At 67.5% G+C, this 26,645-nt stretch carries 22 protein-coding genes; 12 read left to right on the top strand and 10 right to left on the bottom strand.

What is annotated here, in order from left to right:
* Window positions 1–158: 158 nt before the first annotated feature.
* The 6 genes from AB0F43_RS16140 to AB0F43_RS16115 all read left to right on the top strand — a co-directional run bounded on the left by AB0F43_RS16140 (window position 159) and on the right by AB0F43_RS16115 (window position 7,492).
* Window positions 159–1,841 (top strand): ABC transporter substrate-binding protein, encoded by a 1,683-nt coding sequence (locus AB0F43_RS16140; RefSeq protein WP_360476292.1) that lies wholly within the window; start codon window positions 159–161, stop codon window positions 1,839–1,841.
* Window positions 1,842–1,934: 93 nt separating this feature from the next.
* Window positions 1,935–2,969, top strand: a complete 1,035-nt coding sequence (locus AB0F43_RS16135) for an ABC transporter ATP-binding protein (RefSeq protein ID WP_360476289.1) — start codon at window positions 1,935–1,937, stop codon at window positions 2,967–2,969.
* A complete protein-coding gene (locus tag AB0F43_RS16130) occupies window positions 2,966–3,946 on the top strand; it encodes an ABC transporter permease (protein WP_360476286.1) in 981 nt (326 codons plus the stop codon). The genes AB0F43_RS16135 and AB0F43_RS16130 overlap by 4 nt, the downstream gene beginning before the upstream one ends.
* Window position 3,947: 1 nt before the next feature.
* Window positions 3,948–4,994, top strand: a complete 1,047-nt coding sequence (locus tag AB0F43_RS16125) for an ABC transporter permease (RefSeq protein WP_360476283.1) — start codon at window positions 3,948–3,950, stop codon at window positions 4,992–4,994.
* The gene (locus AB0F43_RS16120) at window positions 4,991–5,995 is read left to right on the top strand and encodes an ABC transporter ATP-binding protein (RefSeq protein ID WP_360476280.1); all 1,005 of its coding nucleotides are present in this window, start codon (window positions 4,991–4,993) and stop codon (window positions 5,993–5,995) included. Before AB0F43_RS16125 ends, AB0F43_RS16120 begins: the two co-directional genes overlap by 4 nt.
* Before the next feature lie 105 nt (window positions 5,996–6,100).
* On the top strand, window positions 6,101–7,492 hold the full coding sequence (locus AB0F43_RS16115; RefSeq protein ID WP_360476277.1) for a GH1 family beta-glucosidase: 1,392 nt from the start codon (window positions 6,101–6,103) through the stop codon (window positions 7,490–7,492).
* A gap of 104 nt (window positions 7,493–7,596) precedes the next feature.
* On the opposite strand, the gene AB0F43_RS16110 is transcribed toward AB0F43_RS16115, so the two are convergent.
* Window positions 7,597–7,914, bottom strand: a complete 318-nt coding sequence (locus AB0F43_RS16110; protein WP_360476274.1) for an AzlD domain-containing protein — start codon at window positions 7,912–7,914, stop codon at window positions 7,597–7,599.
* Complete coding sequence (locus AB0F43_RS16105; protein ID WP_360476271.1) at window positions 7,911–8,594, bottom strand: AzlC family ABC transporter permease; 684 nt, start codon at window positions 8,592–8,594, stop codon at window positions 7,911–7,913. Before AB0F43_RS16105 ends, AB0F43_RS16110 begins: the two co-directional genes overlap by 4 nt.
* Before the next feature lie 164 nt (window positions 8,595–8,758).
* On the opposite strand from AB0F43_RS16105, the gene AB0F43_RS16100 reads away from it, so the two are divergent.
* Both AB0F43_RS16100 and AB0F43_RS16095 read left to right on the top strand, forming a co-directional pair.
* Window positions 8,759–9,937, top strand: a complete 1,179-nt coding sequence (locus AB0F43_RS16100) for an NAD(P)/FAD-dependent oxidoreductase (RefSeq protein ID WP_360476268.1) — start codon at window positions 8,759–8,761, stop codon at window positions 9,935–9,937.
* A 26-nt stretch (window positions 9,938–9,963) separates the two neighbouring features.
* Window positions 9,964–10,533, top strand: a complete 570-nt coding sequence (locus AB0F43_RS16095) for an OsmC family protein (protein WP_360476265.1) — start codon at window positions 9,964–9,966, stop codon at window positions 10,531–10,533.
* A gap of 44 nt (window positions 10,534–10,577) precedes the next feature.
* Here AB0F43_RS16095 and AB0F43_RS16090 read toward each other — a convergent pair whose 3' ends face one another.
* The 7 genes from AB0F43_RS16090 to AB0F43_RS16060 all read right to left on the bottom strand — a co-directional run bounded on the left by AB0F43_RS16090 (window position 10,578) and on the right by AB0F43_RS16060 (window position 21,205).
* Window positions 10,578–12,122: an alpha/beta fold hydrolase gene (locus AB0F43_RS16090; protein WP_360476262.1), complete on the bottom strand. Its 1,545-nt coding sequence runs from the start codon at window positions 12,120–12,122 to the stop codon at window positions 10,578–10,580.
* Between the two features lie 110 nt (window positions 12,123–12,232).
* The gene (locus tag AB0F43_RS16085; protein ID WP_360476259.1) at window positions 12,233–14,026 is read right to left on the bottom strand and encodes a bifunctional UDP-sugar hydrolase/5'-nucleotidase; all 1,794 of its coding nucleotides are present in this window, start codon (window positions 14,024–14,026) and stop codon (window positions 12,233–12,235) included.
* Window positions 14,027–14,304: 278 nt separating this feature from the next.
* Entirely contained in the window at window positions 14,305–15,588 is a 1,284-nt protein-coding gene (locus AB0F43_RS16080) for a cellulase-like family protein (RefSeq protein WP_360476256.1), read from the bottom strand.
* Window positions 15,589–15,614: 26 nt separating this feature from the next.
* A complete protein-coding gene (locus tag AB0F43_RS16075) occupies window positions 15,615–18,053 on the bottom strand; it encodes a beta-galactosidase (protein WP_360476254.1) in 2,439 nt (812 codons plus the stop codon).
* A 1-nt stretch (window position 18,054) separates the two neighbouring features.
* Window positions 18,055–18,927: a carbohydrate ABC transporter permease gene (locus AB0F43_RS16070; RefSeq protein ID WP_360476251.1), complete on the bottom strand. Its 873-nt coding sequence runs from the start codon at window positions 18,925–18,927 to the stop codon at window positions 18,055–18,057.
* The gene (locus tag AB0F43_RS16065) at window positions 18,927–19,880 is read right to left on the bottom strand and encodes a sugar ABC transporter permease (protein WP_360476248.1); all 954 of its coding nucleotides are present in this window, start codon (window positions 19,878–19,880) and stop codon (window positions 18,927–18,929) included. Before AB0F43_RS16065 ends, AB0F43_RS16070 begins: the two co-directional genes overlap by 1 nt.
* Entirely contained in the window at window positions 19,877–21,205 is a 1,329-nt protein-coding gene (locus AB0F43_RS16060; RefSeq protein ID WP_360476245.1) for an ABC transporter substrate-binding protein, read from the bottom strand. The genes AB0F43_RS16065 and AB0F43_RS16060 overlap by 4 nt, the downstream gene beginning before the upstream one ends.
* 372 nt (window positions 21,206–21,577) lie before the next feature.
* Here AB0F43_RS16060 and AB0F43_RS16055 point away from each other — a divergent pair, with 372 nt between their 5' ends.
* The 4 genes from AB0F43_RS16055 (at window position 21,578) to AB0F43_RS16040 (ending at window position 24,733) form a co-directional block, all read left to right on the top strand.
* Window positions 21,578–22,288, top strand: coding sequence for an SDR family NAD(P)-dependent oxidoreductase (locus tag AB0F43_RS16055; protein ID WP_360476242.1), 711 nt, complete (start codon window positions 21,578–21,580; stop codon window positions 22,286–22,288).
* Window positions 22,285–23,034: a FadR/GntR family transcriptional regulator gene (locus tag AB0F43_RS16050; protein ID WP_360476239.1), complete on the top strand. Its 750-nt coding sequence runs from the start codon at window positions 22,285–22,287 to the stop codon at window positions 23,032–23,034. The genes AB0F43_RS16055 and AB0F43_RS16050 overlap by 4 nt, the downstream gene beginning before the upstream one ends.
* Window positions 23,031–24,176 (top strand): galactonate dehydratase, encoded by a 1,146-nt coding sequence (gene dgoD, locus AB0F43_RS16045; RefSeq protein ID WP_360476236.1) that lies wholly within the window; start codon window positions 23,031–23,033, stop codon window positions 24,174–24,176. The genes AB0F43_RS16050 and dgoD overlap by 4 nt, the downstream gene beginning before the upstream one ends.
* 77 nt (window positions 24,177–24,253) lie before the next feature.
* Window positions 24,254–24,733 (top strand): hypothetical protein, encoded by a 480-nt coding sequence (locus tag AB0F43_RS16040; RefSeq protein ID WP_360476233.1) that lies wholly within the window; start codon window positions 24,254–24,256, stop codon window positions 24,731–24,733.
* 5 nt (window positions 24,734–24,738) lie between these two features.
* On the opposite strand, the gene AB0F43_RS16035 is transcribed toward AB0F43_RS16040, so the two are convergent.
* Window positions 24,739–26,562 carry a sialidase family protein gene (locus tag AB0F43_RS16035; protein ID WP_360476230.1) on the bottom strand — a complete coding sequence of 608 codons (1,824 nt, stop codon included), beginning with the start codon at window positions 26,560–26,562 and terminating at the stop codon, window positions 24,739–24,741.
* Between the last annotated feature and the right edge of the window lie 83 nt (window positions 26,563–26,645).

The raw sequence follows: 26,645 nt of genomic DNA, 5'->3' as shown, positions 1-26,645 counted from the left end.
GGCGGCGGGGCAGCTGCCCCTGTCCCGCCGCCGGTGAACACCCCCGATTTCCATCGATCAGGCGTCCGCTCTTCCCATGAGAGCGCTTTCACGCCACGATGCACTCGCTCACGCGGCTCAGGCGTGAGCATCCGCCAACAGATTCACAGGAGGAACCGATGCGAGCACGACGCACTGTCGCGCTGGCCCTTTCGGGCTTGCTCGCGGCAGCCACGCTGGCTGCCTGTAGTAGCGGGGACGGGAACACCACGACCAGCGGATCCGGCAGCGCCGCGACGGTGCTGAACGTCGGCATGCCGAACGGCCCGCAGACCGAGAACCACAACCCGTTCCTCGGCTCCTCCTCGGGTGCCTCGCTGGGGTACCGGTGGATGATCTTCGAGCCGCTGGTGATGATCAACGGCATCAAGCCGACCGAGCCGGGCAAGCCGTGGCTGGCCACCGAGTGGAAATGGGCGGACAACTTCACCAAGCTGTCGCTGACCATCCGCGACGGCGTCAAGTTCTCCGACGGCAAGCCGATGACGGCCGAGGACGTCGCCTACTCGTTCCAGCTGCGCAAGGACAACGAGGGCCTGAACCAGGACGCCATCCCCTACGGCACGATCGCGGTGGCCGGCAACAAGGTGGACCTGACCTTCACCCGGTCCCAGTTCGTCAACCAGAACAAGATCCTGACCGTCTTCGTCGTACCGAAGCACCAGTGGTCGACGCTGAAGGACCCGAGCCAGGACACGCTGAAGAACCCGATCGGCACCGGGCCGTACACGGTGAAGTCGTTCACCCCGCAGACGACCACGCTGGTACTGCGTGACTCGTACTGGCAGGACCTGCCGAAGGTGAAGGAGCTGCGCTACACGTCGTACAACGACAACAACGCGCAGACCACCGCGCTGGCCAACGGCTCGTCGGAGTGGAGTTTCGTCTTCGTCCCGAACGTGAAGGCCGTCTACCAGGACAAGGACCCCGAGCACCACAAGCTGTGGTTCCCGGCGAACCTCGGCATCCACGGCCTGTGGATCAACACCACCCGCAAGCCGTTCGACAACCCGGCGCTGCGGCGGGCGATGGACAAGGTGATCAACCGCGACGACATCTTCATGCAGGGTGAGGCCGGCTACTTCTACCCGAAGGTCGAGTCGATCACCGGGATCCCGACCCCGGCGGGTGAGTCGTTCATCGCGCCGGAGTTCAAGGACAAGTTGCACGTCGTGGACGTGGAGGGCGCCAAGAAGGAGCTCGCCGACGCCGGCTTCAAGCTCGAGGGCGACGTGCTGAAGGACCCGACCGGCAAGCCGGTCACGATCACGCTGACCGACCCGGCCGGCTGGTCGGACTACATCACCGACCTGGAGATCATCAAGGACAACCTGTCCACGATCGGGATCAAGGCGACCGTCGACAAGGCCAACCAGGACGCGTGGTTCAAGGCCTTCGACGAGGGCAACTTCGACGCCGGGATGCACTGGACCAACGGCGGCGCGACGCCGTACGACATCTACCAGAACATCATGGACGGCAAGATCCTGAAGCCGGTCGGCAAGGGCGGGGTGAGCGGCAACTACGGCCGGTTCAACAGCCCGGAGGCGACCGAGGCCCTGGACCAGTACGCGAACGCGACCGACGACGCGACCCGGACCGCCGCGCTGAACACGCTGCAGAAGATCATGGTCGAGCAGATGCCGGTGATCCCCACCTCGGCGTCCAACGTCGGTGGCCTCTACAGCACGAAGAACTGGGAGGGCTGGCCGGACGAGCAGAACCAGTACGCGCCGGCTCAGCCGACGCAGCAGAACGCGCTGCAGATCGTCCTGAACCTGAAGCCCGCCGGCGCGCAGTAACTGCCGAGCCGCGGCGCCGGGGGTCGATCCCCGGCGCCGCGCAGCGGGTGCTACCCCGACCCCACCGACAGAACCTGAAAGGGTTGGAGTCACATGACGGTGACCGACACCGAGGTGGTCCTCGAGGCCGAGGGCCTCACCAAGCACTTCCCGGTACGCCGGGGAGTCCGCGACCTGCTCACCAGGGAACACAAGGTCGTGCACGCGGTCGACGACATCCGGCTCACGCTGCGCCGAGGCCGCGTCACCGCGCTCGTCGGTGAGTCCGGCTCGGGCAAGTCGACCGTGGCCCGGCTGCTCGCCCAGTTGTACGGCCGGACGTCGGGTGACATCCGGCTGCACGGCGAGTCCGTCACGGTGAAGGGCGGCCGCAGGTTCCGGGCGTACTGCCGCCGGGTGCAGATGATCTTCCAGGACCCGTTCGCCTCGCTGAACCCGACGCACACCGTCCGGTACCACCTGACCCGCTCGTTGAAGATCCACGGCCGGGCAGGCACCTCGGCCGCCGAGTTGGAAGACAACCTGCGCGACCTGCTGCTCCGGGTCCAGCTCACTCCCCCGGAGCGCTACCTGGACAAGTTCCCGCACGAGCTCTCCGGCGGTCAGCGTCAGCGGGTCTCGATCGCGCGTGCGCTCGGCGCCGACCCGGAAGCGCTGCTCGCGGACGAGCCGGTATCGATGCTCGACGTCTCGATCCGGCTCGGCGTACTCAACCTGCTGCGTGACCTGAAGGAACGGCTCGACCTCGCCATCCTCTACATCACCCACGACATCGCGTCGGCCCGCTACTTCGCCGACGAGACGCTGGTGATGTACGCCGGCCGGATGGTCGAAGGCGGCGACTCCGAGACGGTCACGCAGAACCCGGCCCACCCGTACACCCGGCTGCTGATCGAGAGCGCGCCGGATCCGGACCGGTTGGACCGGGTCGGCGATCTCCAGCCTGAGGACCGCGGCAGCGGCGAGCCACCGAGCCTGATCGCGCCGCCGACCGGCTGCCGGTTCCACCCGCGCTGTGTGCACGCGATGCCGAAGTGCTCGACCGACCTCCCGCCCCGCTTCGAGCTGCCGGCCAATCACGGTCACTGGGCGGCCTGCTGGCTCTACGAGGAAGGAGCGGCCAGGTGAAGTTCCTGCTGCAGCGGATCGCGTTCTACCTGTTCACCGCCTGGGCCGCGCTCACCATCAACTTCTTCATCCCGCGGCTGATCCCCGGCGACCCGGTCACCTCGCTGATCAACAAGTTCCAGGGACAGCTGAGCACCGAGGCGATCAACTCGCTGTACGTGCTGTTCGGCCTGGACCAGAACGCCTCGGTCTGGAGCCAGTACGTCGACTACTGGGGCCAGGTGTTCCGCGGCGATCTCGGGTTGTCGTTCACGTTCTTTCCCACGCCGGTTTCGGACATCCTGAGCCAGAGCCTGCCGTGGACGATCGCGCTGGTCGGCATCACCACCTTCGCGAGTTTCATGATCGGTACGTCGCTCGGCGTCCTGGCCGGCTGGCGACGCGGCTCCTGGCTGGACGGACTGTTGCCGGTGACAACCTTCTTGTCGTCGATCCCGTACTTCTGGCTCGGCCTGCTGGCGATCACCCTGCTGGCCGGCCCGGACAGCATCTTCCCGTCGTCCGGCGGCTACGAGCCGGGCCTGGTGCCGTCCTGGAACGGTGAGTTCATCGGCAGCGCGATCCAGCACAGCCTGCTGCCCGCGGTCACCATCCTGATCTCGTCGGTCAGCGGCTGGATCCTGAGCATGCGGAACATGATGGTGACGGTCGCCTCCGAGGACTACATCACTGTCGCGCACGCCAAGGGCCTGCCCGAGCGGCGGGTGATGGTCAGCTACGCCGCCCGCAACGCTTTGCTGCCGAACGTCTCCGGTTTCGCGTTGTCGCTCGGCTTCATCGTCGGCGGCACGCTGCTGGTCGAGATCGTCTTCTCCTACCCGGGGATCGGCTACAACCTCTTCCAGGCGGTCGGCGCCAAGGACTACCCGCTGATGCAGGGCATCTTCCTGGTCATCACGCTCTCGGTCCTGGTCGCCAACCTGATGGCCGACATCGCCTACCTGCTGCTCGACCCGCGCACCCGGAAGGAGGGCTGACATGTCCGCACCAGCCACCACGATCACCGCGGTCACGCCCGAAGGCCCCGAGGTCGCGGCCGTCCCGGCGAAGCGCCGCCGGTTGCGGTTCGTCGCCAACCCGAAGGCCGCGACGGGTCTGATCGTGCTCGGGTTCTTCTGCCTGATCGCGATCATCGGACCGTGGATCGCGCCGTACGACCCGTCGGCCCGCAGCAGCGACCTGATCCAGCTGCCGTCCGGCAAGCACTGGTTCGGTACGACGCACCTCGGGCAGGACATCTTCAGCCAGGTCCTCGTCGGCACGCGGGGCGTGATGTTCGTCGGCCTGCTGGCCGGGATCGTCGCGACCGCGTTGTCCGTGCTGATCGGGGTGAGCGCCGGCTTCCTCGGCGGCGCCGCGGACGAGAGCCTGTCGGCGTTGTCCAACGTCTTCCTGGTGATCCCGGCGCTGCCGCTGATCATCATCGTCGCCTCCACCATCCCGAGCGCCGGTGACCTGATGGTTGCCCTCGTCATCGGATTGACGTCGTGGGCCTGGGGCGCGCGAGTACTGCGAGCACAGACGCTGTCGTTGCGCCGCCGTGACTACGTCGAGGCCGCGCGGGCGACCGGTGAGAGCACCTGGCGGATCATCACCGCCGAGATCATGCCGAACCTCACCGCGATCATCGCGTCCGGTTTCGTCGGCACGGTGATCTTCGCGGTGATGTCCGAGATCACGTTGGCCTTCATCGGCATCTCCACCATCTCCGAGTGGAACTGGGGCACGATCCTGTTCTGGGCGCAGAGCCAGCAGGCGTTGGCCCAGGGCGCCTGGTGGTGGTTCGTCCCGGCCGGCCTGGCGATCGCGATCCTCGGTACGGCGCTCTCGCTGATCAACTTCGGGATCGACGAGTTCGTCAGCCCGCGCTTGCGCAGCAGCGGTCACACCCGGGTGCTGAACCGTCGGACCCGGGCGAAGGACGGTCACACGGTCCGGATGCGGGTCGGCTTCACGCCGGTGCTCGGGTCCACGGCCGGTGCTGCGACTCCCGTCGTACGGCGTAAGAAGGAGGAGGCGGCGTGAACGAGCCGGTGCTGGAGATCAAGGACTTCTGCGTCGACTACGGTCTCGGCGACCAGGCCGTGCAGGCGGTTCGCGACGTGACGCTGACCCTGCACCGCGGTGAGGTGCTGGGGCTCGCGGGCGAGAGCGGCAGCGGCAAGTCGACGCTGGCCTACGGGGTGACGCGACTGCTGCCACCGCCCGGCGTGATCAGCGGCGGCTCGGTCGTCTACCACCCGCCGAGCGGTGACGCGTACGACGTGATGGCGCTGACGGATCCCGAGTTGCGGGCGTTCCGCTGGGCCGAGACGTCGATCGTGTTCCAGGGCGCGATGAACTCGCTGAACCCGGTGCACAAGGTCTCGACGCAGATGCTCGACGTGATCAAGGCGCACGAGCCGCAACTGTCGCCGCAGGCCCGGACCGCGCGGGCGAAGGAGATGCTCAAGCTGGTCGGCATCTCGGCGGACCGGATGGACGCCTACCCGCACCAGCTGTCCGGCGGTATGCGGCAGCGGGTGATGATCGGGATGGCGCTCGTCCTCGAACCGCAGCTCGTCATCATGGACGAGCCGACCACCGCGCTCGACGTGGTGATGCAGCGGCAGATCCTCGCCCAACTGGTCGACCTGCGCGAGCGGCTCGGGTTCTCGGTCCTGTTCATCACCCACGACCTGTCACTGCTGGTCGAGTTCTCCGACCGGATCGCGATCATGTACGGCGGCCGGATCGTGGAGGAAGCGCGATCGGCCGATCTCTACAAGGACTCGTTGCATCCGTACAGCGAAGGGCTGCTGAAGTCCTTCCCGGCGCTGCGTGGTCCGCGCCGGGAGCTGGCCGGGATCCCCGGGTCGCCGCCCGATCTGCGCGGGATGCCGTCGGGGTGCTCTTTCCATCCGCGGTGCCCGCACGCGTTCGACCGTTGCTCGGCCGAGATCCCGATCCTCGGGGTCCCGTCGGCGCGCAACGATCCCAGTCGTTCCGTCGCCTGCTGGCTGCCGGGCCGCGTCCCGGTCGGCTGACCTCACTTCTGTCTGAAAGGCGAACATGAACGAGCGAACCGAGTTCATCATCGAACACAGCGCATCTCGTGTCTCATCCGCGCCCGGAGCGAAGCGAGGACGCGGATGAGCAGCACAACGTCTGTCCCGGCGCCCCAACTGGATCTGCCGGCCGGATTCCGGTGGGGTGTCGCGACGTCGGCGTACCAGATCGAGGGCGCGGTCACCACGGACGGCCGGACACCGTCGATCTGGGACACCTACTGCCGGGTGCCCGGTGCGATCGACAACGGCGATACCGGCGACATCGCCTGCGACCACTACCACCGGATGCCCGCCGATGTTGCCCTGATCAAGGAGCTCGGGCTGGACACCTACCGCTTCTCGGTGGCGTGGCCGCGGGTGCAGCCGCACGGGAAGGGCCCGGTCAACCTGGCCGGGATCGCGTTCTACGACCGGCTCGTCGACGAACTGCTTGCTCAAGGCATCGACCCGTGGGTGACGCTGTACCACTGGGATCTGCCGCAGGACCTCGAGGACGCGGGTGGCTGGCCGGTCCGCGACACGGCGTATCGGTTCGCGGACTACGCGATGCTCGTCTTCGACGCCTTGAGCGATCGCGTCGACACCTGGACCACGCTGAACGAGCCGTGGTGCTCGGCCATGCTCGGCTACGCGTACGGCGCTCATGCTCCGGGCAGGCGTGAGTACCCGGCTGCTATCGCGGCGGTCCACCACCTGTTGCTCGGGCACGGCCTCGCCACGGTCCGGATGCGTGAGGCGTCACCGCGCAAGGTGGACATCGGTATCACGCTGAACGTGGCGACGGCGTACCCGGCGAGTCCTCTGGAGCCGGACGTCCAGGCGGCCCGTCGTGCGGACGGGATGGGCCGGCGGATCTACCTCGACCCGCTCGTCCACGGGCGCTACCCAGCCGACGTGGTCGCCGACCTCGCGGCGGAAGGCGTCGAGCTGCCGGTCGCCGACGGCGATCTCGAGCTGATCTCCGCGCCGATCGACGTACTCGGGGTGAACTACTACTTCAGCCAGAAGTTCACCGGCTTCACCGAGGACGGCCGCACGGTCGACGACGACGGCCGGCCAGTCAGCCGCACCGTCCCACTGGACAAGCCGCGCACTGCGATGGACTGGGAGATCGTCCCCGAAGGTTTCACCGACCTCCTGGTCGGCATCAGCCGTGACTACCCGGGCCTGCCCATGGTCATCACCGAGAACGGCTCGGCCTTCGAAGACCACCCCGACGCCACCGGCTTCGTCAACGACACCGACCGGGTCGCCTACTTCACCACCCACCTGGCGGCCGTCGCCGAGGCCATCCGCCAAGGCGCCGACATCCGCGGCTACCTGGCCTGGTCCCTGCTGGACAACTTCGAATGGGCCTACGGCTACGCCAAACGCTTCGGCATCGTCCGCGTCGACTACGAATCCCAGACCCGCACCCCCAAGGCAAGCGCCCTCTACCTGAAAGAGCTCGCCCAGCGACACCGCGGCCGGTGAGGCGCGGACCTCCAGGCCATCACATCTGTCCCGCCCACCGCGCCCGCAGCGGGAGCGCCGCCGCCCGGCGCACATTGTGATGGCCTGGCGGTCCGGCACCCTGCTCACCACGGCAGGTAGTCCACGATGAGCACGACTCCGACGCCCAGCGCGCAGGCGAGGGACAGATTGCGGGTGTGAAAGGCGACCAGTCCGATCACGGAACCCGCCGCCAGCAGAACCATCGCGTCCAGGGGCTCGGCATCACGAACCAACGAGCTGAGCTCCACGGCCACGATTGCCGCGAGCACCGCCGGGGCGAGGTACTCGAGGCCGGTCTGGAGTCGCGCCGGCAGACGCTCCGCCGGCAGCAGAGTGACGAATGCGATGCGGAACACCCAACTGACTGCCCCTAGCAGGAGCATCGACAGCATGGCGGTCATCGCCGTACCGCCGATCCGGCCATGACACCGGCGATCGCTCCGCAGACGATGCCGAGTTCCGGGCGAATCAGACCCACCACGGCGGCCACGAGTCCCCCCGCCACCGCGGCCGCGACGGCTGGACGGTTCGTCAGCCGCGGCGCCAGCATGCCCAGGAACATGGCGGTGCCGACGAAGACAAGGTGGGGCAGTTCAGGCAACACCGGGCCGGCGACCATGCCGATCGCGACCGACGACGACCAGACCACCAGAACGAAGAACCCGAGCCAGCCCCAGTAACACCGGAACGTCCGCGGGTCGAGATCGGGCCGGGCACTCGACAGCAGATACGTCTGGTCGATGACGAAGTGCGGCGCCAGCCATCGGAACCAGGTCGGCTGACCGCTGAACCGCCGCGACAGCGACGCGCTGTAGAGCAGCAGGCGCGAGTTCACGATGGCCGCCGACGCGACAACGACAGCCAGCCCGGTCCCCTGATGAACCAGCGTCACCGCGGTGAGCTGGGCACTCCCGCCGTACACCACGGGCGCACCGACCAGTCCGGGCAGCGTGCCGAAGCCAAGCACCGAGATCGTGACGCCCAGTGTCACGCCGAACGCGACCATGCCGAGTGCGACCGAGGCGGTGTCACGCAGCGCGAGTGCAGCCGGTGGTGCTGTCCTGTCGAGAAGAGTCGTCATGACACAACGGTCGACCTGGTCCCGCCTGCCGGCTTGACGGCCGGGCGGTGGAAATGTGGAGAAATCGTGGAGACCGGTCCTCCATCCGGTCTCCACCTCGCCGCCAAGCTTCGGACGGCGTCCCGCCGCAGAGTCCTCTCATCGATCGGAGATGGGGGCGGGAGATGTACGACGTTGTGGTGGTCGGGACGCGGTGTGCCGGGGCGGCGACCGCGATGTTGCTGGCCGGGATGGGTCACGACGTCGTCGCGGTTGACAAGGCGCCACTGCCGAGCGACACGCTGTCGACGCACGGAATCGCTCGGGGCGGTGTGGTCCAGTTGTCCCGCTGGGGACTGCTCGATCGCGTCCTCGCGAGCCGCGCGCCGGCAGTCACGTACGTGATGTTCGACCTTCAAGGACAGGCGAAGGTACGGCGGATCAAGCCGCGCGCCGGCGTGGATGTGCTGGTCGCGCCACGTCGCCGGCTGCTCGACAGCCTGCTCGCCGACGCCGCGGTGGAGTCGGGCGCCGAGCTCCGGACCGGCCTGACCGCGACCGGCGTACTTCGATCGGACGACGGGCGGGTCACCGGCGTCGTCGGCCTTTCCGCGAATGGCGACCGCGTCGAACTGCCGGCCCGCATCGTCGTCGGCGCGGACGGCCGGCGGTCACGGATGGCCGGGTACTTCGGCGCGCGGACGCTGGAAGAGTTCACCTCACCGTGTGCGGTCTTCTACACGTACGTGACCGGTCTCGGCTCGGACACCTACGAGTTCCACATCGCGCCAGATACTTTCGCCGGTGTCTTCCCGACACATGACGGCGCCGCGTGTGTCTGGCTGATCCGGCCGACGCCCCTCCTGGACCCGGTGCGTACGGCGGGCTCCGGACGCATCGCGGCATTCGTCGACGAGCTCGAACGGCTCGTGCCCGACCTCGGCCGTCGAGTCCGCGCCGGCCGCATCACCGAACGGGTCCGCGGGACCGCTGATCTGCCGAACTACCTTCGCCAGTCCCACGGCCCGGGATGGGCGCTGGTCGGCGATGCCGGTTACCACCGGGATCCGATCACCGGGCACGGCATCACCGATGCGTTCCGTGATGCGGAGCTGCTGGCCACCGCGATCGACCGCAGTCTCCACGAACCATCGGTTGAGCTTGCCGCGATGACGTCGTACCAGGAGACGCGGAACGCGATGGCGCGCGAAATCTTCGACGTGACCCGGGCGCTGACCGCCTTCCCGCCGCCGGACCGCTTCGTCGAGCTGCAACTCCAGCTCAGCGAGGCGCTCGAACGCGAGGCCGACCAGCTGGCCTCGTTTCCGGCTCTCAGTACACAGCCGGCCAGCTCGGCCGCCTGATCACCTCCGTTGAAGGGAACAGCACCATGACCGACACCAAGACCGACAGCCGGCGCAACGGCGTCAACACCGAGGCTCTGTTCGCCACGCTCGACGCGGTCAAGGCCCAGCCCGAGATCGCCCGTTTCCAGTTCCGCGCCACCAATCGGTGGATCAGTGGCACGCACAACCGCGGCACGATCAACGGGTTCTTCGGGGCCGGGCAGGAGAACGCCCGCCCGGCGGACTTCACGTTCGACGCCGACCACCCACCGGTGCTGGTGGGAGGCGACAACGGTCCCACACCGGCCGAGCACCTGCTGCACGCCCTGGCCGCCTGCCTCACCAGCGGTCTGGCGAACATCGCCGCCGCCCGGGGCATCGACCTCGAGGAGGTCACCTCGACGGTCGAGGGCGACATCAACCTGCTGGGCATCCTCGGACTCGACCCGGAGGTACGCAATGGGTACGAGGCGATTCGCGTCGTCTTCCACGTCAAGGGCGACGCCGACGCAGAGAAGCTGGCGGCACTGGTCGAGCAGTCGCGTCGGCGCTCAGCGGTGTACGACGTGATCACGCACGGCGTGCCGGTGACGATCGACGTCGCGACCGCCTGAGCACTCCCCACCGGCCGGTCTGTCCTGTCCGGGCAGGCCGGCCGTCATTGCGTTGCGACCGCCCGGAAGACCGGTTCGGCTGAACCGGCCGGCTCGGTCACGACGCCGGAACCGGCGAGCAGGTCACACACTGCCGGAGTCAGCCACAACTCACCCGGCGCGGCCTGATCGGCGAGTGCGATCGCGGTCCTTACGCCGTACGCGTCGAGCTCGGTTTCGTCCCGCCGAACCTCCGCGATCGCGACACCCAGCTTGTCGGCGCCATGCAGGTGAGCAAGTCCGGCGCGCACCGCGGTGGCGGGACCGTCGAACAGCACCACCGTCCGGCCGGCGGGGCCGGAGCAGCGGCGTCCGCCCGCCTCGACCAGACTCGATGCCAGGTCAGCGGCTCCCGGTCCGGCCGGCGCGGCAACGGCCGCCAGCGCAAGTGGGTGGCCTGTCCTGTCCGGCAGATCTCGCACGAACCGCTCGATCGAGTCGAGGATCTGATCGGGGTTCCCGGAGACGAAGTGGTCGGCACCGTCGAGCAACTCCAGTCGCGCGCCGGGAATGTGCTCGGCCAGGAAGTGCGCTCCCCCGACGTCCACGAGCGGGTCGCCGACCCGGTGCAGGACCAGCGTCGGCACCCGCACCGCCGGCAACGCGTCCCGGACGTCCACGAGCGAGTTCATGTCCATCAGCGCCCGCACAGTGGACGGTGTCGCGGATGCTCGCATCCGCTGTGCCCACCACCGCTGCATCGGTACGTCGGCCGACGGGCAGCGCAACCGCATGTCCGCCTCCCAGTTCCATCGGTTGACGAGTACGTCGGTGTAGGCCGCCCGATCCTCCTGGGTCTGCGCCCACGGATAGTCCTCCGACCAGACCCGCTTGGCGTAGCTGCCGTACAGAACCAGCCCCGCGACGCGCTCGGGGTGCGCCGCGGCGCACAGGATCGCCATCGGCCCGCCCTCGGAGTAGCCGACCAGGACCGCCCGACGCGAGCCGACCGCATCCATGACCGCAAGGACGTCGTGCATCCGCGTCTCGACATCCGGCAGACCGGACGGCCGGTCCGACATCCCGGTGCCCCGCTTGTCGAACCGGATCAACCGGCCGTACGACCCCAGCCGGTGCAGGAAATGCGCGTGGCGCGGATCGGCCCAGTCCAACTCGAGGTGCGACACGAACCCGGAAATCAACACGATGTCGAGCTCGCCACCACCGGTGACCTGGTACGCGATGTGGAGACCGTCGCTGACGGTGTACCGGATCGGTTCGATCGACGGCCGCTCGGCCCGCGCCTCGACCGGTGCGACGAAACGGTACCCCCGGCCGTGCAGGGTCCGGATCATCCGCTGACTGTGGCCGTCGTCGCCGAGGGCTCGCCGTACCTGCTTGATCCGGCTGGTGACGGCCGTCTCGCTGACGAACCGGCCGCCCCAGACTCCGTCCATCAGTTCCTCTTTCGGGACCACCCGATCACGATGCGAGACGAGATAGGCGAGCACATCGAACGCCTGCGGCTCCAACGGCACCGCAACGCCGCCCCGCCGCACCTCGAACAAGGCCGGGTCGAACTCCAGGTCCCCCTCGAATGCAAGCACCACACCACGACTATGCGCCATCCGGACTCAGGAGGCGAGATATCGGCTGACCGCTTCGACCATGCTCGGGACTCGTGCGTCGTGCACCCGGTGGGCTCTGCCGTCGACGCGCGCTACGACCCCTTCTGAGTCACCCGCGTGAGAGGTGCCGGCGTCAGGGTCTTGTGCGTCCTGAGGTACGCCGCGAAGGTCTCGTGATCGGTGTTGTTGCGGACGGGGTTTGTGGAGCTCTTGAAGGCTGAGTATCCGTCTGCACCGATCACGGTGTAGGCCAGCGCGGCGACGCGATAGGTCTCGGCCGGGTCGAGCGCGGCGCCGTCGATCTTCACGTCGGCCGGGTCGACCCTCTGACCCACCGGGCTGCCGGCGTCGAAGGCGTAGGCCACGTTGCCGGACACGGCCAACGGTGCGAACTTCACCGTGCCGTCCGCCTGCGTCTGCCACTGCTGCTCGAGTACGGCGTCCAGCTGCGCACCAGTGAGGCTGACTGTCAGGACCGGGTTGCCGTAGCCGTACGCGTCCCACGACTCCCCCAGCAGCACCCGGCCGTCCGCATCTCCCGGCTTGTTGCTCTTGGCAACCAGGAGATCGCCACGTAGAGCCGTCGACCCGGTCGCGGGCTTGGCGGCGATGAGGCCGAGGTCGGCGTGACCGTTCTGGCGAGCCGTCCACAGGTGTACGTCGGCCGCGAGATCGGCGAAGGTGCTCTCCCCGACGGCGTTCGCCGTACGGGTGAAGTCGCCGGTGATGGTCGCGACGGGCTCGGCGTACTTGCGGTCCCCGGCCGCGGTCCAGTAGTCGACGATGCGCTGGATCTTCGGGTCGGGCGTGACGTCACGGGTGACCGCGTGGTTGGTCGACGTGGTCCGGTCGCGCAGTACCTCACCGGTCCGGCTGTCGAGCTGCACATTGATCTCGTTGATCAGGCGGCCGTGGTTCGCGGCCTCGACCACCGGGCGCGGGTTGCCGGCCGGATCCGGGATGCTGCAGTTGAACGCCGCGTGCCAGTGACCGGTGACGATCGCGTCGATCTCAGGCGTCACCTTGCGGGCCAGGTCGATCGCCGGACCGCTCGGGTTGACGCAGTTGTCGTACGTCGCCGAGCCGTCGGTACCGCCGTCGTGCATGTTGAGCACGATCGCTTTCACGCCTCTCCTCGTCAGCTCCGCCGCTGCCGCGTTGGCGGATTCGACCGGGTCGAGCGCCTTCAGCTCGGGCTGGTACGACGTCGAGCCGACCGGAGTGTCGGGCACGGTCAGACCGATGAAGCCGATCGGATACGCGCGGCCGTGGTCACGAACCCAGCGGATCGTGTACGGCGCCACGATCGGCCGGCCCTTGGCATCGACGATGTTGGCCGACTGGAAGGTGAAGTCGGCCCCGTGGAAGCGGCGGCCGGTGGAGTCGGTGAAACAGCTGTCCACGCCGACCGTGCCGAAGCACTTCCCGCGAGCCATGTGGTCGACCAGGAAACTCCGCGACACGTCCAGCTCGTGGTTGCCGACGCTGGAGAACTCGACGCCGAGCGCGTTCAGCACCTCGATCGTCGGCTCGTCCGCGTGCGCGTCGACCTCGAACGGCCAGCCGGAGAAGCTGTCACCGTCGGCGAAGAAGATCGAGTTCGGCTTCCCGGCCCGGAGGTTCTTCAGATGCGTGGCCAGGTACGCCGCTCCGCCGACGACCTGAGGCTTGCCGTCGGGGCCGGCGATGGTTCCGCCGTCCGCGGGTGACGGCGGCCGCAGGTAGCCGTGGAAATCGGTGATCGAGACCAGCTGCACCGGTACCGATGGGGTCACAGCCTCGGCGGCGGGAGCGGACGCGGTGCTCACGACTGCCGGGGCCAGGCCGGCGGTCAGAACCGTGGCGAGCCCGGCGGCGATGGCGCGGGGGCGGCGAAGTCTGCGCACAAATGTCTCCTCAACTGTCCAAGCAAGCATTTTCCGACAGAATGAGACTGGCGCAGAATGAACGACATGTCACGAGCACACGGCGAGTCGCCGAAGTCCGAAGGAATCTGACACCCGCCGGCCGGGCGTTCAGCCGAAGCCTGCCCAACAAGGCAAAGATCTGATCAAATAACCAGGTGGCGGCCGGGGGTCCCGCGAAGCCTCCGGCCGTCGCTCCCGCGCCTGGCCTCGCCGCGGTAACGCTCCGTCGCGGGCCCGCCCACGGAGGCGAGCGCCGATCAGCTCGCGCCCGACCGGAAGATCGCGTTCACCTCCTGTTGCAAAGTGACGTCGCTCCACATCGGGTGGTGCGGCGCGGCGTTCGAGCAGACGACCGTTCCCCAGGCACCCGCCGCGGCCGACAGACGTGCTGCCCGGCGGCAGATCTCGGCGCCGACCGGGCCTTCCTCGAACCGACCGTACAGCGGTGTGTACCCGACCCAGCCCTCGCCGAAGACGAGGGGAATGCCGTGGGTTGCGGCAGTGTCCATGGCGGCGTCGATCCAGAGTTCGAGAACCGACCGCATCTCGGCAGCGTGGAGTGCGTAGCGCTCGTACAGCCAGCGGTCCCACTTCTCCGGATCGCACCAGTCGTGCACGTAAACCTCTCGCGATCCCACGATGGTCGCCTCGAGCCGCCAACTGTCCTCGCTCGGCGGCGCCCACTGATGAAGATCGGGAGCGTCGTCACGGAGGAGTTCACGGCGTGCGAGTTCCTGCGGGAACGGGCGGCGCCCGTCACGGAGGGCGAAGGTGTCCAGGAGCTCATCGAGAACACCGTAGACATAGGGGTGGAAGACGGCCACGTCGGCGTTGCGCGGGAAGCCGCGCAGTTCCCCCACTGGCACGCGGGCGTAGTTGACTGTGACGAGGTGCTCGGGTTGACGGGCCTTGAACACATCGATTCCGCGTTCGAGCGAATCCTGCAAGCCGATGACGCGAGGTGTGGACTCGTCGGTCAGTACGTCGGCAAGGTAGCCGTACTGCACTTCGTTGTGGAGTTCCACGAAGGCGATCCGGTCCGAGAGGTTGCGTTCAGCAAGGAAATCGACCATGTCCGCGAGGCTTTCCGCCAGTACGGTGGTGCGGTCCTCGGCCGGAACGGCGCGCAGCGCGTCCCACCAGCGGCGATCGGCCGACATCGACGAGCTCTGCTGGAACTCCCAGCTCGAGAGGATCACGTAGCAGTTGTGCCGTCGCGCGGCCTCGAACAGCACGACGAGATGGTCGCGGCCGTTCAAGCCCTCGGTCGCCGTGACGTCGTACCAGCGGGTGCGCTGGGCGTAGTCGCCACCGAGCCCCTGGAAGGCCAGGTCGTCGGTCGGCAGGCGGGATCCGAAGAGGAGGAATGGCATCGCGCAGATCCGCACGGTGTTGTAACCGCGCTCGACGGCCTCGCCGAAGGCACGATCCAGATCCTCGAAGGCTTGCCCTGGACCGGTCCGGGTGTACCAGCTGAAGTCCCACAACGTGATGGTCAACTGGTCGGGCAGACGTGGGTGGACGGATCTCACGGAGTTCACTGCGGTTGCTCCTCGGTCGAAACGGTCTACGGGTGTAACTCGAGCCGTGTCACTGGCCTCGGGATGAGCCGTACCGATCGAAGCGCCAGGAGTTGCAAGCCGGGATCGGCAACGTGTTCGGGGCGGCACGCCGCCAGCAGGGCACGGGCCGCCTCGGAGACGAACACCGGCGCCTCACGGTGCCACGGCATGAGTTCGAGCCGGACGTCGAGGGTGTCGCCGACCAAGCGGTCGGCCAGCCGACGCAGACCGATCTCCCAGCGTGGCCCGTACCAGAACTGGTCGGCGACCAGTTCCGTTCCGATGAAGAGCCGGCCGACGTCACCGATCCAGTCGATCTCGAGCAGCATGTCGTGGTCGGCGGAGAACGCCTCACGTGGGATCGACAAGCTGTATACCGCAGCGGCCGCGAACGCCTCGTCGTCGGGAGCCGACGCCCTCCCAGTTCTCACGTCGTTCGACGGCGCCCATGCTGCGGCCGGACGGACGAGACTCGGACTGAGTTCCATCGGCTCGCCGACACGCAGATCGACCTGGACGAGCCCGGCCAATCCGTCCGGTACGGCTTCCAGCCGGCCGGTGTCGCCTGTCGCACCCTTCACCGGCGGAACGATTCTGACCGTGGCCGTCGAGACGTCCGCCGACGACGGCTGAAGCTCGAGACCGACGCCGTCGCTGATCGCCGGCACCGGGCTGATGACGAGTCGCGACCGCCCGGCCAACTGTTCCACTGATGCCTGGCGGGACGACTCGTCGTCAAGCAAGAGCATCCGGACCGTCGACACCGGACCGGCCAGCTCCACCACGCACCGCGGACGAGGTACGAGGCCGCACACCCGAATCACGTCCGCCTCACGGGTGACGCGTCCATCCGTTTTTACCGTGTCGACGGTAGCGGCGTCGACCCCGAACTCGATGGGGATCCCGGCTGTCTGGAAGCAGATCAGCAACGGCCCGTCGTCGAGATCGACCATTCCCTGCACCTGCGCGGTCAGCCCCAGCAGCCTGACGCCGTCGACAGTCAGCGCCAGCGGCCACGCGAAGTGGTCACCGGACCGGATCGTGACCGGTCGCTCCGGTACGACGATCTGCCGGCCCGCCACCTCTACGTGGAACTGCACAGCCTCATGGTCGGGCAATGTATCCACCGGCTGGTGGTTGTTGACGAACAGGTAGGCCTCGGTGCCATCCGTACGCAGACACGAGCGGAGTTCCCGCGTGTTGGCCATATCGACGGGCGCGTCGGCCGGCAGCTGCAACTCGAGTGGAGCCAGCTCGTGGCCCATTGTGGTGAGCCAGTTGGCCTGTCTCCGCAACATCGCCCAGTGTGGCCGGAGCTGGCCGTACTCGCCGATGGGCGCCTGGAAGTCGTAGGTGCGGACCGGGCAATCGTTCGGATAGCCGGTGGCATGGGACTCCTGAAACGTCGAGTCGCGCCCGATCCGCTGCGTCCCGCCGTGGTACATGTAAAAGCCCTGCCAGACCGATCCACTGCCGATCTTCACCAGCGACAGCGCGGCGATGTCCTCCGGATGCATCCAGGGCCTGCGGTGGTACGACGTATACATCCCGCCACCGAGCTCACAGGTCGCGAACGGATACCCGGAGGGGTCCATGATGCCGTGCTGTCTCACCTTGACGACGTCATCCGGTGCGCGAAGGTCCGCTCCGATGGAGTCATCGTCGCGGCCGGAACTGAAGAAGTAATGTGAGCGGGATTGCTGAGGCCACGGAGTCGATGCGGTGTCCCACGCCGCCTCGCCGTAGCCGCCGAACAGCGGGAGAACCTCGCCGTCCGGCAACTGGGCATAGCCCCACCCTGTGGCTGTCCACAGCGGCGCGTCGATCCCCACGTCGCGCGCCAACTGCTTGAGCGTCACGATATGGGCCGGGTTGTCATACAGCTCGTTCTCGATCTGTACGGCAATGATCGGACCGCCCTGGTCCCAGCGCAGACCGTCGATCTGCGCCGCGATCTCCCGGTAGAACGTCTCGACGAACGCCAAGTAGGCGGGATCGTCGGTCCTCGGCGTGCAGTCGGCCGACATCAGCCAATCGGGAAACCCACCGTACCGGGCTTCAGCGTGCCCCCACGGGCCTATCCGCACACAGCAGGCGAGCCCTGCCTGGTGGGATTGTTCGACGAACTGCCTCAGGTCCAGGTCACCGGACCAGTCGAATTCGCCGCGGCGTTCCTCGTGCAGGTGCCACAACACGTACGTCGAGACGACGGTGATCCCGCCGCTGCGCAACTTGCGCAGCTCACCGGCCCATTCGGCTGCCGGATACCGGGCAAAGTGGAACTCCCCCATCACCGGAATCCACGGCCGCCCCGAACGCACCAGGTACTGCTTGTTCGCGGCCACATCGCGCGGCGCGGAGCCAGGGCTGCCCATGATCGCCGGCAGTGTCCGCCGCGGGGGCGATGTCACCCGGATCGACCGTGTCGTGATGGCATCGGTCATGTCAGCTCTTCACCGATCCTGCTGTCAATCCGTCGAGGAGTTGTTTGCGGAGCACGATGAACACCATCAGTGCTGGGATGGCGGCCAGCACGGACCCGGCCAGCACGAGGTCGACCTGGTGGCTTTCGGCGCCGTACACGGTCGCCAGTCCGAGCGCCAGGGTGTATCGATTGGGGTCGGAGACCACGATCAGCGGCCACAGAAAATTGTTGTAACTGTTCAGGAAGTTCCACACCGCAAGGGCTCCCAGCGCAGGACGCATCAGCGGAAGGACCAGGCGAAGGAAGATGCCGAATTCCGTGCAACCGTCGATTCGGCCGGCCTCGAGTATCTCATCGGGCACGGTCTGCTCGATGTACTGGCGCATCATGAAGATGCCGAACGCCGGCGCCACCCACGGCACGATCATCGCGAAGAACGGCTCGGTCAGCCCTGTTTGGGTGAGGACGACGAACAACGGCAGCACGATCACGGCGTACGGAATGGCCAGCGAGGAGAACATGATGTCGAAGAGCGTCTTCTTGCCCCGGAAGCGGTACTTCGCGAAGGCGAAGCCCGCGAGTGAACACACCAGTACGGCGACCACAGTCGATACCACCGCGACGATCAGCGTGGTGACGAACCAACTGACGAACGGCTGCTCCTCGATCAGGCGTACGTAGTTCACGAGTGTGGCCGGTGACGGAAGCAACTTCGGCGGGTACTGGAAAATGTCGGCGCGGTTCTTGAACGACGCCGACAGCGCCCACAGCATGGGCAGGATGAACACCGCGGCGAGCACAACCAGGAACGCGTAGAGTGCGATCCGGCCGCCGCCGGGCCGGCGCGACCAGGTGGTCCGGCCGGCGGGGACTGCCCGAGTTGCCAAGGCCATCACGTGCTCCTTCCGACGCCAAGCGCCCAGTTCGCCAGCCGGCCGAGCACGAAGACGATGACGAACAACGTGAACCCGGAGGCGGCGGCGTACCCGATCTCCTGGCGTTCGAACGCGGCCCGGTAGACGAACTGCGCGACCGACATCGTCGCTCCGTCCGGCCCGCCCGCGGTCAGCAGGTAGGGCTCCTCGAAGATCTGCGCGGCGCCGACCAGCACGACGACAACGACGAAGGCCGTCACCGGCCGCAGTGACGGCAGCGTGACATGCCAGAACCTGGACAGCGCGTTGGCGCCGTCGACCTCGGCCGCCTCGTACAGCTCACGGGGCACGGCCTGCAGCCCGGCCAGGAAGAAGATCGTCAGATAGCCAGTCCAGCGCCACACCACCAGGATCGATACGCTGACCTTCGCCCAGGTGGGATCGCCTAGCCAGTCGATCCCACCGAATCCGAAGACTGCATCGAGCACCGCGTTGAGCAGCCCGAAGTTCCCGTCGTAGAGCAGCTGGAAGACCAGTGCGATGATGATCGGCGACAGCACGACCGGCGTGAAGTAGATCAGCCGGAACATGTCCCGGCCACGCAGGCCGCGAGCGTTCAGTGCCTGTGCGATCAGCAACGCTGCAGGCACGATCACACCCACGCTGAGCGCCACGTAGATCCCGGTGTTGCGCAGCGACTGGTAGAAATCTCCATCGGAGAACAGCCGGTCGAAGTTCGCTGTCCCGACCCACTGCGGTGATCCGAAGCCGCCCCACTCGGTGAACGACAGGTACGCGCCGGCACCGATCGGCACGACCAAGAACAAGGCATACAGCACATAGAAGGGCGAGATGAACAGGTACGGCGCGATCCGCGGCCCGAAGCGCACCGGACGCCGCGCCGGCGGTTGGTGATCCGCGGGCCGCCCGGCAGCCTGGGCCGACTGCGACACCGACAACGTGTCGCTCATTTGGTCTGGCTCTCGTAGGCCGCCATCGCGTCCTTGACCGCTTGGGCAGCGCTGATCGCACCGGTCTGTGCCTTCTGGATCGCGCCGCCGAGCGTGTCGATCAGCTTGGGAGCCTCGGCGCTCTGGTGGTAGGCCGGCGCCTCGGCGGCGATCTGCTTGTAGATCGGGAACACCTTCTGCCCGCCGAGGTAGGGGTCGGCGTAGGTGTTGAACTCCGGCGCGTCGTACAACGACTTCATCGTCGGCAGGTAGCCCGCGGTCTTGAACCGCAGCAGCTGCCCCTCCTTGGTGAGATAGGTGTGCTTCACCAAGTCGATCGAGGCCTTCGTGTTCGGCTTGTCCTTCACCACCGCGAAGCCGGTGCCGCCGAGCGCGGCGCCGATCCCGCCGCCGGCGCTGAACTTCGGCAGCACGCGCGCCCGCCACAGGCCCTTCTGCTTCGGAACGTTCGCCTGCAGGCCGTACACGTTGTACCAGTTCGGCATGAAGGTCGCGATCAGCTTCTCCGACTTGAGCGCGGCCCCGTTCGGCGCACCGTAGGGATCCGGGACCATCGTGAACAGACCGCTCTTGAGTGCGTCGGCCATGAACTGAATGACCTCGACCGCTTCGGGCGTGTCGATGGAGGGCTTGCCGCTCTCGTCGAACAGGTTCAGCCCTCGCTGCTGGTAGAGCTGTCGGAACGTGCCCAGCGCAGCCCCGGGCTGACCGTTACAACAGATACCCAGCGCCTTGCCGGCCCGCAGGGCCGCCTTCGCCGCCGTCTGCAGCTCCTCCCAGGTCTCCACATCCTCAGGGATCCCGTACTTCTTGAAGAGGTCGTGGCGGTAGTACAGGACCGTCGGGCAAGTGTCGGACTCCAGCGCGTACGCCTTGCCGTCAACGGTGTAGTCAGCCAGTCGAAGCAGGTCGCCCTTCTGCTCGTCGCTGAGTTCCGCCGACCAGTCGACCAGGACCGACGGCGCGATGTTCTGCTTCATCATCCGAGGGAACTGACTGACCTCCAGGCCCGCGATGTCCGGAGTCCCCTTCTTCGCCTGCGCTTGTGCGATGAGCTTGGTGACCACAGCGTCGGCCGCGAGCGACGTGACAGCGAGCGAGAACGTGAACGGGAAGGCCTTCGCGGCGTTCGCGTTGTTCGCCGAGGTGGTGTAGGTCTTCACATAGCCCGGATCGTGCGTCCAGAAGTCCAGCTTCACGGCGCCGGACTGCACGGCATCGCTCGTGTCGCTGTCGCCGCAAGATGCGAGGAGAGTCGCGACGGCCGCGCCGCCGCCCAGGATTCCGGCGGACCGCAGGAAATTGCGGCGGGACATGTCAGCCATGGTGCTCTCCCTCGCTGTTCGTTCTGTTGTAGTGGCTGCGAATGATGTTGCTATCAGCAACTGATCTCGGTCCGGCGAACGGCTCGCACCGGACGTTCGGCTTCTGCGGCGACACTTCAGCGGGCCCAGTTCCTCATGTTCGCGGCCACGGCGCCGAGCCATCGACCACCTGTCATCTGTTCCTCCTGGACAGCTCCCAGCTCGATCGGCGGCTCCGGCTGCGGATGACGGGCTCTATTGCGAGGATCTTGCAACCAGCAAACCGAGCTGTCAATATTAATTCGTAAATTACGAGCAATTCGCTTGACCGTGACAGCAGCACCACGGTCAACTGGAGCCTCGTTCATCGATGCAGGGTTGAGGGAGGCGCGGGTGCGGGTGGACGGGCGAGTGATCGCGGTGACCGGGGCCGCGTCCGGGATCGGCGCTGCCTGTGTCGAGCGGTTGCTGGCCGAAGGCGCTTCGGTGGTGCAGGTCGACGTACAGCCGTGCAAGGAGATGCCGGGCCGGGCGATCGCCGTACTGGGTGATGTCGCGTCGCCCGAAACCTGGGCCGAGGTGCGGTCGCGTGGCCGCGATGACCTCGGGCCGATCGACGGGCTCGTCAGCAACGCCTTCGTCGTCGACGTCCACCCGGCCCACGAGCTCGCACCCGAGTCCTGGCAACGGCAGCTCGACGTGAACCTCACCGCCGCGTTCCTCGGCTTCCAGACCTTGTACGACGACCTCGCGTCCGTCGTACTGGTGTCGTCCGTGCACGCGCTGGCCGGGATTCCCGGGCATCCTGCGTACGCGGCCAGCAAGGGGGCACTGGTGGCACTAGGACGACAACTGGCCGTCGAGTACGGCGGTTCCATCCGGGTGAACACTGTGCTTCCAGGCCCCATCGACACCGCCGCGTGGGATCGTGTCAGCGCCGAAGGCAGGGAGCGCAGTGCGCAGGCGACGGCGATGGGACGGCTCGGCCGGGCGGACGAAGTAGCGCAGGTGGTGGCATTCCTCCTGTCGGACGAAGCGTCGTACGTGACCGCCGCCAGTCTGGTCGTCGACGGTGGTTGGTCCGCGGTGAAGGACTCGGCATGAGGGAGAGCGGTGTGACGGGGATGCAGCGCGGCGTGTCGCGGGGACTGCACGGGCAGATCGTGGAGGTGATGGCGCAGCGCATCCTGTCCGGGCAGATCCCGGAGGGCGCGACCATCAACGTGACCGAGCTGCAGGCCGACCTCGGCGTCAGCCTGACCGCGGTGCGCGAGGCGTTGAAGGTGCTGACGGCCAAGGGGCTGGTCGACGCGCGGCAGAAGCGCGGCACTTTCGTCCGGCCGCGGTCGGACTGGAACCTGCTCGACGCGGACATGATCCGCTGGCATTTCGACGACGACGTACGGCCGGAGCTGCTCGAGGAACTGCACGAGGTGCGCGGGATCGTCGAACCGGCCGCGGCCCGGCTGGCCGCCCTGCGCGCGGAGGAATCGCACCTGAACGCCTTGGACACGGCACTGGAGGAGATGGCGTCGGCGACCGATGATCTCGCCGCGGTCGCCGCCGACCTCGCGTTCCACCGGGCGTTGCTGGCGGCAACGGGGAACGAGCTGCTGACCAAGATGGAAGTGATCATGGAGACCGGGCTGGCCGGCCGTGACCGGCTCGTGCACAAGCTGAAGCCGTCGGATGACCCGGTGCCGAGTCACCGGCGGGTGGTGGACGCCGTACGGTCCGGCGACCCGGCCGCGGCGGAGTCGGCCATGCGTGAGCTGCTGGCGAAGGCGGCCGAGGACCTGACCGAGGTGCGTTCGACGACTTCCAAGCGTCGCGGGCGGCGGCGGTCGTGAAGATCGAGAGGATCGAGACGTTCCTCGTTCCGCCGCGCTGGCTGTTCTGCCGGATCGAGACGAGCGACGGTGTCGTCGGCTGGGGCGAACCCGTGGTCGAAGGACGGGCCGAGGTCGTCCGGACCGCGATCGAGATCCTGTCGGAGTACCTGATCGGCCAGGACCCGTTGCAGATCGAGCGGCACTGGCAGGTGCTGTCGAAAGGCGGGTTCTACCGCGGCGGACCGGTGCTGAGCAGCGCGGTCGCCGGGCTCGACCACGCGTTGTGGGACATCGCCGGCAAGGTGTACGGCGCTCCGGTCGCAGCGCTGCTCGGTGGACGGGTGCGTGATCGTGTCCGGGTCTACGCCTGGGTCGGTGGTGACGAGCCGGCCGCAGTGGCCGACCAGGTCACCGAGCAGGTCGAGGCCGGGATGACCGCGGTCAAGATGAACGGCAGCGGACGGATCCAGCCGTCGCCGTCTGTTGCCGAGATCAACGACATCGTCGCGCGGCTGAGCGCCGCGCGAAGTGCGCTTGGTGACACTCGTGATGTTGCCATCGACCTGCACGGCCGGGTCGGCGTGGCCGGCGCGCGGCGGATCCTGCGTGCGGTCGAGGAGCTGCAGCCGTTCTTCGTCGAGGAGCCGGTGCTGCCCGAGCACATCGCGCATCTGCCCGAGGTGGTCGGCGCATCGACTGTGCCTCTCGCGCTCGGCGAGCGCCTGTATCACCGTGCTGACTTCGTGGCGCCGCTGAACGCGGGGCTCGCGGTCGTCCAGCCCGACATATCGCATGCCGGTGGGATCTCGGAGCTTCGGCGGATCGCCGTACTGGCCGACACGCATGGGGCAATGCTGGCGCCGCATTGCCCGCTCGGCCCGATCTCGCTCGCCGCGAGTTTACACGTCGCCTTCGCTACGCCGAACTTCCTGATCCAGGAGCAAAGCCGGGGCATCCACTACAACCTGGCGAGCGACCTCACGTCCTACGTGACGGACCCGGCACCGTTCACCTGGGTCAACGGTCACGCCGAGTGGAATCCCCTGCCGGGCTTGGGTATCACGGTCGACGAGGCCGCCGTCCGCACCGCCGACAAGACCGGTCACACCTGGCGCAACCCGGTCTGGACCCACCCAGACGGCTCCTTCGCCGAATGGTGACCATCGATGCCGCCGACGGTGGTCGGTGGACATCCTTGGTGCTGGCGGGCCGTGAGTGGCTTTGGCAGGGACCAGGTTTGCTGAACGGACCCCGCACCGGTCACACCGCCTTCATCGACGCCGGGGGTCTCGACGAATGCTTCCCGACCGTCCGCGGTACACCTGACCACGGCGGCCTCTGGAACCAGCCTTGGGACGGGCCCACCGATGCGCCGTGGATCACCGACACCTGGCCGACCTCCCTCGAACTCAACGTCTACGGACCGTCCGACGGGACCGCGATCGGCGCCGTCCTGGTCGACTGCCCGACCGTCTCCGTGGAAGACCGTGGCGCCGTCCTGACGCTGCAATTGAGTTGCCCAGGGCAACCAGTCTCCACTGCGTTGTGGCGTAATCAGGCCGGCTTCCCGATCGGAGCGCCGTACCGGAGTCTCGGGGTGGAGCCGATGCTCGGCCGGGTCGTCGATCTCGCGGAAGCCGGCCCGGGCGACGCGGCCGTCGTACCGGCGAGTGGTGAGCTGACCTGGCGGTTGACCGTGTCCGCCCGGCCGGTGTGATGGTGCTATCCGAGCGGCAGATCGAGTACGGCGTTCGCCACCGTGGTGCTGTTCGTCGTCCGGATGCTGTTGAGCTCCGTCGCGGTCAGGGCCCGCTTGTAGAGGCGGACCTCGTCCATCGACCCGTCGAAGTGATGCGCGCCGTCGAGCCGCTGGCCGACGTACATCTTGAACGGCCGCGCCGGGCTGACCGACCCGGTCGGGGCCGCGACACTGGCGGCCTGGACGCCGTCGACCCAGATCGACAACGTGCCGGCCTTTCGCTGCAGAGCAACGTGATGCCAGGCGTTGTCGTTGTAGGCCTTGCTCGTGGCGACGGAGGCGGTGCTGCCGTTGGTTGTGATCAGACCGCGGATCCTGCTGTCCGCCGGTTCGGCCCGAAGCCAGAACTGCGAGAACTCGTTCATGCCGTAGCCCCAGAAGATCGCCTGGTACGCCGTACTCGCGTCGTACTTGATCCACGCCATCGCGGTGAAGTCGCCGGCGCCGACGGCGAGCGACTCCGCGTACGGCAACTGGATCGCGTCGTCGACTCCGTCGAGATCTCGGGCCTGCCCGAACTTCCCGGTGACCGCGGTCGTCCCGCCGCGCAGGTAGCTGTGGTTGCCGAACCCGGAGACGTCGGGCGTCGTCGTACCGAGTGGCGCGTCCGGGTGTCCGATGTCTGTCTCGGTGAAGCGCGCGAACCGGATCTGGTCACGCGCGTCCACCGTGCCGCCCTCGTACAGCAGCCCGATCTCACCGGTGTCCAGGATGGCCATGTCGGAGTACCCGGACCAATCGCTGGTGATCCTGGTGCCTTCAGCAACGGACTGCCAGGTCCTGCCCTCGTCGAAGCTGGACCGGATGGTCATGTACCGGCGCCGCTCCGGATCGGCCGGCCCGGCGAACAGGATGCGGTTGTACTTGTCGCCCCGATCGACCGCCCGCAGCCGCTGCAGCGAGGTCTGCACGACGGGCGTTGTCAGCCCGGCGATCGTTGCGTACGGCGCGACGTACGTCTGACCACCGTCGTTGCTCACCGCAAACATCCGGCTGGCGCCGGCCGCGCCCGCGTTGTTCCGGGCAACGGCATAGATGCCGCCGTCAACCTTCTCGACGACACTGATCTCCTGCGGTACGGCGCCGTCGGAGCGCAGGTCGGTCGCACCCTTGTGCCAGGTCTCGCCGTGATCGTCGCTGTAGACCAACTGCCCCGCGGCACGGCCGCTGCCGTTGTCGTAGTTGGTGCCGGCGACCAACCGTCCGGCGTACGCACCACGGGTCAACTGGATGCCATGCACCGGTCCGGTCGCGTACCAGCCCCAGGCAGGGTCGTCGATCTCGCCAGCGATGTTCCTGGCCTTACTCCACGTCCGGCCGTCATCATCACTGACCTGCACGTACGGCGTACGCGGACGGCTTGTCGTACCGGGATCCATAGTGGTGAGCAGCACGATCCGGCCGGTCTCGTAGTCGACAATCGGCGCCGGGTTGCCGCGGGTCGCGACAGCGTTCGGGTCGGAGTCGGTCCCGGAGAGCACGATCTGCGTCGGCGACCAGGTCCGGCCGTCGTCGTCGGATCGGCGCATCACCAGGTCGATCTCCTGAGAGTCCGCACACCAGGCCCGTCGGGCTTCGGCGAACGCGAGCAGGGTCCCGGCCTTGGTCTTCACGATGGCGGGAATCCGGTAGCAGCCGTATCCCGCGTCACCTCTGTTGAAGAGCACAGTCTGGGTGATGGCGGTTGGCTCGACCGTTTGCTGCGGCTCGGTGGCTGGTCGCGCTGCGGCCGGCGGGACAGGGATCAGGAGAACGAGCGCGGGGAGGAAGCTGAGGCGTTTGGGCATGGGCGGATGCCTCCAAAGCAACGGAAAGTAAACAACGGGCGGTGTTGCTTACTCCGAAACTTCTCCACTTCCCCCGTGTCCAA

Source organism: Kribbella sp. NPDC023972, from assembly GCF_040639075.1.
In the GTDB taxonomy this organism is placed as follows: domain Bacteria; phylum Actinomycetota; class Actinomycetes; order Propionibacteriales; family Kribbellaceae; genus Kribbella.
This window is presented reverse-complemented; position numbering and strand designations above follow the sequence as displayed.